At 63.6% G+C, this 12593-nt stretch carries 11 protein-coding genes; all 11 read right to left on the bottom strand.

Translation table 11 applies throughout. The annotated features are described in order from the left end of the window. Positions 1-224 precede the first annotated feature (224 nt). The 11 genes from HPY55_11740 to HPY55_11690 all read right to left on the bottom strand — a co-directional run bounded on the left by HPY55_11740 (position 225) and on the right by HPY55_11690 (position 12477). Positions 225-1889: a ribonuclease J gene (locus HPY55_11740; GenBank protein ID NPV71296.1), complete on the bottom strand. Its 1665-nt coding sequence runs from the start codon at positions 1887-1889 to the stop codon at positions 225-227. Positions 1890-1977: 88 nt separating this feature from the next. Next, positions 1978-2856, bottom strand: coding sequence for a 4-hydroxy-tetrahydrodipicolinate synthase (gene dapA, locus HPY55_11735; protein NPV71295.1), 879 nt, complete (start codon positions 2854-2856; stop codon positions 1978-1980). After that, positions 2838-4088 (bottom strand): aspartate kinase, encoded by a 1251-nt coding sequence (dapG, locus tag HPY55_11730; protein NPV71294.1) that lies wholly within the window; start codon positions 4086-4088, stop codon positions 2838-2840. Before dapG ends, dapA begins: the two co-directional genes overlap by 19 nt. A gap of 84 nt (positions 4089-4172) precedes the next feature. Then, positions 4173-5171: an aspartate-semialdehyde dehydrogenase gene (locus tag HPY55_11725; protein NPV71293.1), complete on the bottom strand. Its 999-nt coding sequence runs from the start codon at positions 5169-5171 to the stop codon at positions 4173-4175. A gap of 19 nt (positions 5172-5190) precedes the next feature. Continuing rightward, positions 5191-5784, bottom strand: coding sequence for a dipicolinate synthase subunit B (locus tag HPY55_11720; protein ID NPV71292.1), 594 nt, complete (start codon positions 5782-5784; stop codon positions 5191-5193). A gap of 230 nt (positions 5785-6014) precedes the next feature. After that, positions 6015-6329 carry a hypothetical protein gene (locus tag HPY55_11715; protein ID NPV71291.1) on the bottom strand — a complete coding sequence of 105 codons (315 nt, stop codon included), beginning with the start codon at positions 6327-6329 and terminating at the stop codon, positions 6015-6017. Between the two features lie 489 nt (positions 6330-6818). Continuing rightward, complete coding sequence (locus HPY55_11710) at positions 6819-7175, bottom strand: dUTPase (protein NPV71290.1); 357 nt, start codon at positions 7173-7175, stop codon at positions 6819-6821. Between the two features lie 20 nt (positions 7176-7195). Then, positions 7196-8452, bottom strand: coding sequence for an insulinase family protein (locus tag HPY55_11705; protein ID NPV71289.1), 1257 nt, complete (start codon positions 8450-8452; stop codon positions 7196-7198). 82 nt (positions 8453-8534) lie between these two features. Continuing rightward, the gene (locus tag HPY55_11700) at positions 8535-9368 is read right to left on the bottom strand and encodes a VanW family protein (protein ID NPV71288.1); all 834 of its coding nucleotides are present in this window, start codon (positions 9366-9368) and stop codon (positions 8535-8537) included. 7 nt (positions 9369-9375) lie between these two features. Beyond that, a complete protein-coding gene (locus tag HPY55_11695) occupies positions 9376-10218 on the bottom strand; it encodes a deoxyribonuclease IV (protein ID NPV71287.1) in 843 nt (280 codons plus the stop codon). Positions 10219-10224: 6 nt separating this feature from the next. Further along, on the bottom strand, positions 10225-12477 hold the full coding sequence (locus HPY55_11690; GenBank protein ID NPV71286.1) for a polyribonucleotide nucleotidyltransferase: 2253 nt from the start codon (positions 12475-12477) through the stop codon (positions 10225-10227). Positions 12478-12593: the final 116 nt, after the last annotated feature.

Raw genomic sequence — 12593 nt, 5'->3', positions numbered from 1 at the left:
TGCCGCTCCCCCTCGAAAAGCCCGCATACGATGGCTAGTATTCGAGGAAACGCAGGTGTAATATGCAGCGGTTGAATGCGGGCGATCCTCTCGTCGATGTTGACGAGGAATGACTTAAGAGGGACAGTGCGCTCTGCAAGTTGCGCTTCAGCGAGGCTTTTCAAAATGAAACCGGCCTGGCACCACTCGGGGGCGCCAGGCACACATGTTCGCAGGGGCCTGGCTCAGACCTCCATTATCACCGGCAGTATCAGCGGTCGCCGCCCGAGTCGTTCGTGGAAGAACGCCGAGAGCGACTCCTTGACAGCAGACTTGATGGCCGGCCACTCACGGACTCCTGATGCCACGCATTCCTCAACCCTCTGCCTCACCAGCCCGCGCGCATCCTCCATAAGCGGCTCGGATTCGCGCACGTACACGAAGCCGCGCGTGACGATGTCTGGTCCCGACAGTAGCTCCTTCGTTTCACTGTCGACGACGACTACGACGATGAGTATCCCGTCCTCGGCGAGCTGCTTGCGGTCGCGCAGCACCACGCTGCCGACATCGCCCACACTGAGCCCGTCGACCATGACGTTACCGTGCGCCACCATGTCGCCGAATTTCGCGCGGTCCGATAAGAACTCGAACACAGTCCCGTTTTCCCCGACGAGAATGTTCGCCCTCGGAATGCCGACGTGCTCGGCGAGTTCGGCGTGGTGCATGAGGTGCCGGTACTCGCCGTGGATGGGAACGAAGTATTTCGGCCTTACCAGGTTAAGCATGAGTTTCAGCTCCTCCTGGCTGGCGTGACCGGACACGTGTACTCCGGACGAGGCCTCGTAGACCACTCTCGCGCCGCGCCTGAACAGGTTGTCGATCGTCCTCATGACAGTGGTCTCGTTGCCCGGTACCGGCGACGCCGCGATTATCACGATGTCCCCCGGGATAATGTCGATCTTCTTGTGCTCCGCCGTCGCGATCCTGGCCAGCGCGGACATCGGCTCACCCTGGCTGCCCGTCGTCAGCATGGCCACCTTGGACGGCGGCATCCTGACCGCCTCCTCGACGTCAACCAGGACATTCTCAGGAGCGTGTATGTATCCCAATTCCAGCGCGACTTCCACGACGTTCTCCATGCTCCGGCCCACCACGGCGACCTTCCGGCCGAACTCCGCGGCCGCGGTGATCACCTGCTGGATCCTCAGCACGTGACTGGCGAAGCTCGCCACCAACACGCGCGAATCGTTTGAGGCAAAGATGTCGCGAAGGTTCTTGCCCACCACGCGCTCCGAGGGCGTGTACCCGGGGCGGTCGGCGTTCGTGCTGTCCGAGAGGAGCGCCAGCACCCCGCCGTCCCCGAGTTCCGCCAACTTGTGGAAGTCGGCTACCTCGCCATCCACAGGTGTCTGGTCGAACTTGAAGTCGCCGCTGTGGACGACAGTGCCGGCCGGGGTGTGGATCGCCACGCCAACACAGTCCGCGATGCTATGGTTGACGCGGAAGAACTCGATGTCCAGCCGTCCTACGTCGATCCGCTGTCGCGGCCGGACCTCCCTCAGGTCGGGATCGTCGATGTTGTGCTCCTTGAGCTTCCGCCTGACGAGGCCGAGGGTGAGCTTCGTGCCGTAGACGGGGACGTTGAGCTGCTTGAGGACGTAGGGCAGAGCCCCGACGTGGTCCTCATGACCGTGCGTCAGGACTATGCCCTTCACCATCTTCCTGTTCTCGAGGAGGTACGTGATATCCGGTATCACGATGTCGACGCCCAGCATTTCCTCCTCGGGAAATGCAAGGCCGGCGTCGATTACTACGATCTCGTCTCGGTACCTGACCGCCATCATGTTCTTGCCGATTTCGCCGAAGCCGCCGAGTGCAACAACGCTTACCGCGTGCGTGCTGCGTTTCATCCCTACACCTCACGGTATTACATCTTCCGGATCCCCTCCAAATTATACTGAATCGGCCACCCGGGGACAAGCGCGCATATCGAGCCCGTCACGGGATCAAGCCGAGCGCCTTAATGCAAGACCTCAATGCGTCTTCTTCTTTGGGTTCCATCTGCCAGAGCGGCTGCCTCACACCGCCGCAGTCGAACCCAGTCATCCGCAGCGCGGCCTTTACCGGGACGGGGTTGGTCGTAATGAACAGCGCTTTGAAGAGGGGAAACATCTTGAGGTGGATGTCTCGGGCCGTGGATACCTCGCCGCGACAGTACGCCTCTATCATATTCTCGAGCTCCGTCCCTACCACGTGCGACGCGACGCTTACCACACCCCTACCCCCGACCGACATCATGGGGAGCGTGAGTGAGTCGTCCCCGCTGTATACGGCGAACGACTCGGGCGCCCTGGAGATTACCTCCGCGGCCTGGTCCAGGCTGCCGGAAGCCTCCTTGAGCGCCACGATGTTCTTTACCTCAGCAAGTCTGAGCACCGTTGCCGGCAGCATGTTGACGGACGTCCGGCCAGGCACGTTGTACAGCATGACAGGGAGGCCGGTCGTCTCCGCGATGGCCCTGAAATGCCTGTACAAACCCTCCTGGGACGGCTTGTTGTAGTAGGGCGCCACGAGCATCACGCCGTGGACCCCCGTAGCCTCGGCCTTCCTCGTCAACTCGATACTCGCCGCGGTCGAGTTGGAGCCCGTGCCTGCCAGCACCACAGCCCTGTCGCCCACCGCGCGAGCCACCACCCGGGCCAATTCCACCTTCTCCTGCGTACTCAGGGTGGGCGATTCACCGGTGGTCCCACCCACGACCAGGCCGTCCGAGCCCGCGGCCACGAGCCGGTCCGCCAGCTCTTCCGCGCGCCTGAAGTCCACCTCAAGGTCACTGTTGAACGGTGTAACCATCGCGGTCAGGAGCCTGCCAAACATCTGTTATTCCCTCCGAGCGAGAACTTCTCGTGAAGCGATCTCATCGCCGCGGCGATGCCGGCGGCTGGTATGAGGCAGGAGATCGTCGTGTTGGAATCGCACGTCTGCAGTATCGGAATGCCGGCGCCGGCAAGCGCGTCAGACACGTCCGCCATAACACCCGGCCTGCCAGTCATCCCGTGGCCCACCACCGAAACCTTGCCGCAGCCCCGCTTTAAGCCGGGCTCGAGTCCGATCGACGAAACGACCGCGGACGCCCTTTCGGCCACGGCCTCCGGCACGATGAAGCAGTTCATCTCCGGCGTCACCGTGATCATGTCGACGCTGATGCCGGCCTCCGCCAGAGCACGGAAGAGCCTCCGGCCCCCCGCGCCGGCGCCGTCTTCACCGGTAGTGGCAGGCACCTTGAACTGTGCGACGGGGCACAGGTGGGCGATCGCCGTCACCGGCCTCGCCGCAGCGATCTCCGGCCACTTTCGCCCCGGCTCCACCGCTCCTGCCACCAGCGTACCCGGGGATTCGCTAAACGTCGACCTGATCCTCAGGGGTATGCTTGCGCGCCGGCATATCTCCACGGCGCGCGGGTGAATCACTTTCGCCCCCTGCACCGCGATTTGCGCGACTTCCTCGTAGGTCATGCGCTCTATCGTCCTCGCTTCCGGGACCATCTTCGGGTCGGCTGTCTTAATCCCGTCCACGTCCGTGTAGATGTCCACGACGGCCGCCTCAACCGCCGCCCCCAGCGCCGCCGCCGTGGTGTCGCTCCCACCGCGGCCGAGGGTGGTGACGTCGCCGTTCTCCGTTACACCCTGGAACCCGCACACCACCACAATCCTGCCCTCGTCAATGTGCCGCAGGAGGTGGTCGGGCTGAACCCTGAGTATGATCGCGTTGTTGAAATTACCGTCAGTAATGATGCCGGCCTGGCCACCCGTGAGGACCATGGCATCCAGGTCGCGCTTCTTGAGCGTATTCGCGACGATTACCGAGGAGATTATCTCCCCGCACGATATCAGCAGGTCCATCTCCCGAGGGGCGGTGTCGCGGTGAACATTCCTCGCCAGTTCAATAAGGGTGTCGGTGGCGTACGGGTCGCCCCCCCGCCCCATCGCCGATACCACGACGACAGGCAGGTAGCCTTCCTTCACGGCCCCCACAACCCTCTCCGCGACCACCTCGCGGGCCTCGGCGGTCGCAACCGACGTGCCCCCGAATTTCTGCACGATCACCATTCTGGAGCCCATTACTTATCCCCCACCGTCGCGCCCCGCCAACGGCGCCGGAGGGCGGCGCCCGGTACCTGTCGGGCGCGGAATTCAGGCCCCGGTTATCATCTCGGCGATCTGCACCGCGTTCGTTGCGGCGCCCTTCCTCAGGTTGTCCGAGACGACCCACATACTGATGCCGTTGTCGAACGCGATGTCTTTCCGGATCCTGGAGACGAACACCTCATCCCTGCCGGCGCACTCCACGGCCGTGTGGTAGTCCGCGGGGTCCGCCGAAACGACGACCCCTGGAGCACGGGAGAAGCGTTCGATGACGTCGGGCACCCCCAGCGGCCTGGACGTCTCAAGCGTCACAGCCTCGGAATGGCCGTAGAACACTGGGACACGGACGGTCGTGGCGGTGATCCTCATCTGGTCGTCCTCGAGGATCTTGCGGGTCTCGCGTACGAGTTTCATCTCCTCGCCGGTATACCCCGATTCCTCGAACGCGTCGATGTGCGGCAGCGCGTTAAACGCGATCTGCCTCGGGTAGACCCTGGGTTCCGCCCTGCCGCCATCGAGCACCACTCTAGTCTGCACAGCCAGTTCGTCGACGGCGTCGTGACCGGTACCGGAGACCGACTGGTAACTCGACACGATCAGCCGCGTGATCCGCGACATGTCGTAAACCGGCTTGATGGCGACGACGAGCTGTATCGTCGAGCAGTTCGGGCTGGCTATTATCCCCCTGTGCGACCTGATCCGCCCCGGGTTGACCTCGGGCACGACCAGGGGCACCGCGGGGTCCATCCTGAACACGCTGGACTTGTCGATCACGATCGTCCCAGCCGCTGCGAGGGCGGGGGCCAATTCCTTGCTGGCCTGACTCGCCGCGCAGAAAAAGGCGAAGTCCGCCCCCTTGATCTCCCCCAGGGCTATCTCACGGACCTCCACAGGAGTCCCGTTGAACTCGATCGTGGTTCCCGCCGAGCGGCTCGTGGCGAACAGGTTGAGGCTCCTCACGGGGAACTTCCGCTCGGCAAGCACCTTCAAGATCGTCTTGCCGACCGCACCCGTCGCTCCGACCACTGCAACCCTGTATCCTGCCAAACCGGATCCCCTCCCAGGACTACTTGTTGTGCCTTGGTATAAGAATAGGCTGTATCTGGCGTCCTTGCAAGGCGGCGACCACGGAATCCAGTATCAGCGAGGGGTCGGAGTCCAGCGACGACGGTTTCTCGAATGGGTTGTCCTGACCGAACGGGACGAAATACACGTTCTTCGTGGCCAATAGCACGCCCAGATTTCGCGCGTTGATCCCGAGGAGGTCGTTGGAGCTGACACTCAGGACGACAGGCCGGCCGTTCCTGAGGTGTGATTTGACCGCCATCACCACCGGGCCGTCCGTGATGCCGTTCGCGATCTTCGCCAGGGTGTTCCCGGTACAGGGCGCGACAACCACCGCGTCGAACGCCTTCTTCGGGCCGAGCGGCTCCACCTCGGTCAGGGTGGTCAATGGCTTCACGCCCGTCAACGCCTCGATGGCTATCTGGAGCTCGGCGGCGCGGTAGAATCTCGTATCCAGGCTGGCCACCTGAGTCGACAGCACCGGTGTGACCGAGGCCCCCTCGTTCCGGAGCCTCTCGATTTGTGGCAGGACCCTCGGGATATTGTGAAAGGAACCGGTAACGCAGAAGCCCAGATTCTTCCCATCCAGCATCATGCGCGTTTCCCTCCGGAATTCCCCATTCTTGACGCGATGGCGCCGGGGCCCGTTGCCAGTATATTCGCTCCCCCCGCACGATGCCCCGAGACAGAAACGACCACCGGCAGCGCACTGCGGTAGTCGAAATCGAGCCTGCTCACCCTTGTTGCAAGAATCACGGGAACCGCATTCCCTGTTTTCTGGTTATTCTACACCCGGATTCCCGGCTGTCAAGTACCTATTACCAGTTACCAGCGCCCGAACAGCGGCTGCGCGAGGGCCAGCACGATGGCCAGCGCCGGCACCGGGTCTACCGACAGCCCACCCAGTATGGCCACTGGCGGAATGGATACCTTCAGGAACGACGTGAGGGCCGACAGCGCGATGTAGATCCCGGCCGCAGTGGCGAGCGTCTCCTCAACCGCCTTCGAAAGATGGGACGGCCTGGGTTCTATACCTTTCTCCACGCCAGCCTCGTACGCCCGCTGTATTTGGGCGGTCCTGGCGCGAAGGGACAGGGCCGCCGCGCAAGCCACGGCCAAAACGTAAACAGTCCCCGGCATGTGGACCTCCTCCGATCTAGCCGATCACCACCATATATGCCGGGCCTGCCGGTTCATGCCTGGGCGCGTCAGCGACGTCGCCCGCCACGGTCCACAAAAAACAAACGCCCTTGCCCACGCTAACGGCCAAGGACTCCAACTGCAACATCAAGGATCCCGCCGCATCGCGCTCCCGGGGTGGCGGGGTTTCCTCATTCGGGGATCGTCCAAACCTTCCCCGCGAGATCGGACACCATATTATCAATAAGCCTTACGATCCGCATTACACGGCTTGTGTCGACAGCCCCGTCATTTCCTGCGAGGCATGCCGCCAGCTCCTCTCTCAGGGCCCGGAGCCGGTCGACTACTCCTTGCCGTTCCCCGCACGTAGATTTCGACTTAACACACCTCCGAGTCCCTCAATATCCCATGTTCCGATTATACGACCCCGGGAGGCGGGGGAGCCACAGTTTTCAATCGGCACCAAACGACAACCTGCGAGCCCGCGCGCTACGGCGCCTTATATCCATCCTTCCCCGACTGCCCTTCCTGCCTGAGGAAGTTCTCGCGGTTCTTCTTGACGTACGCCGAGTGGAGACTCTCCGCGGACAGACCCACCTTGAGACACATACTGACATAGAAGTGCAGTATGTCCACGAGTTCCTCGGTCACACGCTCGCGGTCGACGGGGTGGGGGTTCTTCCACCACTTGAAGTTGACCTCGTCGAGGAGTTCACCCAGCTCGGCCAGGATTGCCAGCGTTTCCTTCTGGACCCACTCCTCCGTTGAATACGACAGGTCGCGACGGGATGCGAGGCTGGTGTCAAACATTTCCTGAAGTCGAAAAATGTCGTCGAGTTTATCCATCACGGAGACTCTCCCCTCTCTTACGTCCCCGCCGCTCTCTCCCAGCGCGGGAGGACCGCTGAAGGCCCTATAGAAGCAAGCGCCGCCCGCGCCGGATCGAGCGCGCGCGCGGCGACCCTTCTGACCTGGTCAATAGAGACAGCCTCGATCCTCTCCAGTACTTGTTCCGGCGTAACCGGCCGCCCGACCATCATCTCCGACTTCCCAAGGCGGACCATCCTCGCCGAACTGCTCTCCAGGCTGAGCAGGAGGGAACCCCTGGCCTGGGCTCTGGCAGACTCCATCTCGGTTTCGGTCACGCCGTTCCCCCGTATGTCGTCGAACTCGCTGAACACGGCGTCCAGCGCCTCAAGCGCGTGTCGAGGTGATGTTCCCACGTACACTGTCAGGAGGCCGCAGTCGGCGAAAGTCGACTGGTACGAGTACACGCTGTACGCGAGACCACGTTCCTCCCTGATCTTCTGGAACAGCCTGGAACCGGACGTTCCTCCGAGAATACTGCACAGGACGTGCAGCGCGTAGAAATCTTCGCTGGACGCGCCCGTCCCGGGCCCCACCGCGCACACGTGCGCCTGCTCCGTGCCGCGGCGCTCAAACAGCCTGCCCGGAACCAGTTCCGGCGCATCGGCGCAAGAGTCGAAGCGGCCGGGATGCATCGCGCCGAACGCATTCTCCACGGCTTCGGCGGTGCGCGCCGGCGACAGGTTCCCCACGGCTACGATGAGGGCGTTCTCCTTGACGTACCGCTCCTGGAACTCGTCCACTACCATCTCGCGGGAAAACGACTGTACGCTCTCAGCCGTCCCGAGGATATCGCGGCCCAGCGGGTGTTCCGGCCACGCCGACCTCGCCGCGAGGTCGTGGATGAAATCGTCGGGCACGTCCCTGCAGGCGCCTATCTCCTCCAGGATGACTCCCTTCTCCTTCTCGACATCGGCGGGGTCGAAGCGTGAATGAAGGATCATGTCCGACAGGACGTCTATCGCGAGATTGAGGTCCTCGTCCAGGACCTTTGCATGGATGCACGTGTGTTCCTTCGTGGTAAACGCGTTGAGCTGCCCGCCGCGCCCCTCGATGGAGTCGGCGATCTGTTTCGCGGTGCGACTCTCCGTACCTTTGAACAGCATGTGCTCGAGGAAGTGAGAGATCCCGTGATTCGCGTCCCCTTCGTGGCGCGAGCCCGAACCGAGCCACACCCCGATGGAGACGGACCTGACGTGCGGCATTTTCTCGGTTATCAGCCTGAGGCCGCCCGGTAGTACGATCTTCTCGTGCATGAGTTCCTCCATGGAGTGTACAGTAGTATAGTGCCGTGCCGGCCGGCCGGAGGCAAACGCACCGGTTCACCGGTTCACCGGTTCAAGGGAAAAGGAACCGCGCCGTCACACGGTCTCCGCCGGACTCCACCAGGAGCATGACGGGGTGTTCGAATCCATTCCGGATCTTCAGGTCGAGGCCCCAGGAGGCGACAGTCGCGTCCATGCCTTCCGGCACGTATCCCACCGGCTTCGAATGGCGGTGCCGCTCGACCACGTTCAACCCCGCCTTCAGGGCTGAATTGTAGACAGTGGTGGACACCTGGCATATCCCGCCCCCTGGCCCGTCCACGAACTCCTCCCCGACGATCACCGGAGCGTCCACAAATCCGCGCACGTACGTTACCGGTCCCAGCGTCTCGAGGAACGAGAAGGTGTCACCCTGCGCTATCACCGTGTTGTTCACGTACCGCGCGGCGAGGCGGACGTTCTCGCGCCGCTCACGCGAACCAGCCACGACGGTCGAGAAGACGCCGGCGGGCCGTTTCAACCCGCGTATGTCCGAAGCACGAACGCGCGGCGCCACGGGTCTGACCCGTACGGGTACGGCGTCACCTTCCGAGGCCGACATCGCGGTCGCCACGGTCCCTTCAACGTCCAGTGCGACACCGTCGCGCTCGGGCAAGACCTCGCCGCTCAGCCTCGTGACAGTGGCGTCCACCGGCTGTAACGCAAACAGCGGCCTCATTGACTCAACGACGGCCGTTATCTCTGCGGCCGTCCTGCCTGTCAGGGTGATTCCGGCCAGCGTCACGCCGGGCCTTGCCCCCCAAAGCAGCCTCTCTGGAACGGTGTGAGATGACGCCGGCGACCCGAGCAGCGCGAGTCCCCCGGAGACGACGACAAACGCCACCGCTACGATGGCGCCGGCTAACACGCGCCAGTCACCGCCATTCCCTCAGGCGTCTGAGGGTCTCGAGGTTGGCGCGGTTCGATTCCTCATCGTCCACCGGGGTCTCGATGACCCCTGCAAGCCCTTGCAGGCGAGGGTGGTTCAATATCGCGCGGAATCCGTCCAGCCCGATCTTGCCGCGCCCAATGTGCTGGTGGCGGTCCTTCTTGCTGCCGACGTCATACACGGAGTCGTTCAAGTGCATGAGAAAAACCCGGCCGAAGCCGATCGCGCCGTCCAGATCCCCGAGGAATCGCCCCACTCCCGCCGCATCCCGCAAGTCGTGCCCCGCCGCGAAGGCGTGGCAAGTGTCAACACACACGCCGGTCCGCTCCGGCATCCCGATGAGATGCAGTATCTGCGCTATCTCGGCCAGATCACTTCCGATCTCGCGTCCCTGGCCGGCGGTGTTCTCGATGAGCAGCCTGACCCCACCCGGTTCCGCCTCGATCGCCGCCCTCACTGCCGCGGCGAGGCGCTCCAGCCCCCGCGGCCCGTCGGACGGCCTGTGCCCCGGGTGAGTCACGACAAACGACGCGCCCAGGGCGGCCGCACGGACGACGTCCCCGGCAAGCACCTGAGCGCTATAAGTATAGTTGCTCTCGTCCTCGGAAGCGAGGTTCAAGTAGTACGGCGCATGAACAACAAGAGGCCGTATTCCAGCCTCTTCCAGCACGGCCTTAAGCCCCGTGACGTCCCTGTCATCCAGGGGTTTCGCCTTGCCGCCCCGGGGGCTCCGCGAGAACACCTGCATGGCCTCGCAACCCAAGGCTCCGGCCTCCCTTGCCGCACCGGCGAACCCCCTCCCTATCGAAAGGTGGGCGCCGATCCTCAAGCGGATTCAACCCCTTTCCCCGCGGCCCGCCCTGTCACCGCCCTGGGGGCCGTTTCGCGGTCCGCCCTGTGGCTTCCACCCGCGGTCCCGGCGGGGCTCGCGCCTATCCCGTCGATCACCGCGCCTGTCGTCACGCCTGTCCCTGGCGTCCCTGGCATCGTCTCGCCGGCCGTCCCCGTTGTCGTCGCGCCCCTCACCGTGCTGCCTCAAGGCCTCGCGCCTCGACAGGTTGATCCTGCCCAGTCTGTCGATCTCGGTGACCTTCACCAGCACCTCGTCGCCGACGTTGAGGACGTCCTCGACCCGCTTGATCCTCTCGTCCGAAATCTCCGAGATGCGGACCAGGCCTTCCTTGCCAGGGAGGATCTCGATGAACGCCCCGAAGCTCGTGATCCTCGTGACCTTGCCGAGGTATTCCCTGCCGACCTCGACGTCGCGCGTGAGCGCCTCGATCATCTTGACGGCCTTCTCACCGCCGGCCGAGTCGACCGCGGCGATATACACCTTTCCATCCTGCTCGATGTCGATCTTCGCGTTGGTCTCGGCGATGATCTTGTTGATAACCTTGCCGCCCGGGCCGATCACGTCGCGGATCTTCTCGGGGTCGATCTCGATCACCAGGATCCTCGGCGCGTAAGGCGACAGTTCCGGCCTCGGCGCGGGGATCGCCTGGTGCATGATGTCGAGTATCTTCAGCCTTGCCTCACGCGCGCGGGCCAGCGCGATCTCCAGTACGCTCCGGTTTACGCCCGCTATCTTTATATCCATCTGGAGCGCGGTCACGCCATCGCCGGTGCCCGCCACCTTGAAGTCCATGTCGCCGAGCGCGTCCTCGATGCCCTGGATGTCCGTAAGGACCGCGTAGGAATCCCCTTCCTTCACGAGCCCCATGGCAATGCCCCCGACCGGGGCCCTTATCGGGACACCCGCGTCCATCAGGCTGAGCGTGCTGCCGCACACCGAAGCCATCGACGTGGACCCGTTAGATTCGAGGACCTCCGATACCACCCTGATCGTGTACGGGAACTCGGTCTCGGCCGGCAGCACCGCGAGCAGCGCGCGTTCCGCCAGCGCGCCGTGGCCTATCTCGCGCCTGCCCGGGCCACGCAGCGGCCTGGTCTCCCCAACGCTGAACGGCGGGAAATTGTAATGGTGGATGTATTTCTTGAACTCTTCCTCGTAAGTGGTGTCCAGTTCTTGAACGTCAGACACCGCACCGAGGGTGGTAACGCTGAGTACCTGAGTTTGCCCGCGGGTAAACAGCCCCGACCCATGCGTCCTGGGGAGGAGCCCGACCTCGCAGCGAATGGCCCTGATCTCGTCCAGTCCCCTGCCGTCCGGACGTATGCCCTGCTCGGTTATGGCCTTGCGGACTTCCTCCTTCAGCACCTTCCGGCAGACCTTATCCACGTCCCCTTCCTTCCCGGGGAACACCTCGGCGAAGTGCGCCCTCGCGTCCGCCTGGAGCGCCTCCAGGGCGGCCTCGCGCTGCGTCTTGTCCGAGGTCACGATGGCCTGGCGCATTGGACCGGTCACGTATTCGCGGACCTGGCGCTCGAGATCGGCGTCCACGTCGAACACGGGAACGTCCCGCTTCGGTTTCCCGACGGCCTCCCTCATGCGGTCCTGGAACTCCACGATGGCCTTTATGACCTCGTGGCCGGCCATGATCGCCTCTATCATGGTATCCTCCGGGACCTCTTTCGCCCCGGCCTCAACCATGAGCACCGCGTCGCGCGTGCCCGCCACGATGAGCGTGAGGCTGCTCCTGGAAGACTGCTCGCTCGTCGGGTTTATGACGATTTGCCCGTCGACCAGCCCAACCTCGACCGCGCCGACCGGCCCGCCGAACGGGACGTCGGACATGGTCAGCGCCGCGGAAGCGCCTATCATCCCCGCTATCTCCGGCGAGTTGTCATGGTCCACGGAGAGTATCGTGACTACTATCTGGACGTCGTTCCTGAGCCCCTCCGGGAACAGCGGCCTGAGCGGCCTGTCCGTGAGCCTGGCCGTGAGTATGGCCTTCTCCGGTGGCCGTCCCTCGCGCCGTCCCCAGCTGCCTGGTATGCGCCCGACCGCGTAAAGCCTTTCCTCGACGTCCACGGTGAGGGGGAAGAAGTCAATGCCCTCCCTGGGTTGTGACGACATCGTGGCCGCCACCAGCACCACTGTGTCCCCGTAACGCACCAGGCAGGCGCCGTCCGCCTGCTTCGCGACTTTGCCCGTTTCTATCTTCAGCGGGCGACCCGCAAGGTCCATTTCGAATACACGGTATCCCTCGAACAGCGTACTATCGTCCAGGCTGTTGCCCTGGCCGTTCGCCCGCGCGTCAGATTGCACGACAGATCATCCCTCCTTGGCTTCTATAACAAAAA

The sequence above is a fragment of the Bacillota bacterium genome (assembly GCA_013178305.1).
GTDB lineage: Bacteria > Bacillota > Sulfobacillia > JABLXB01 > JABLXB01 > JABLXB01.
This window is presented reverse-complemented; position numbering and strand designations above follow the sequence as displayed.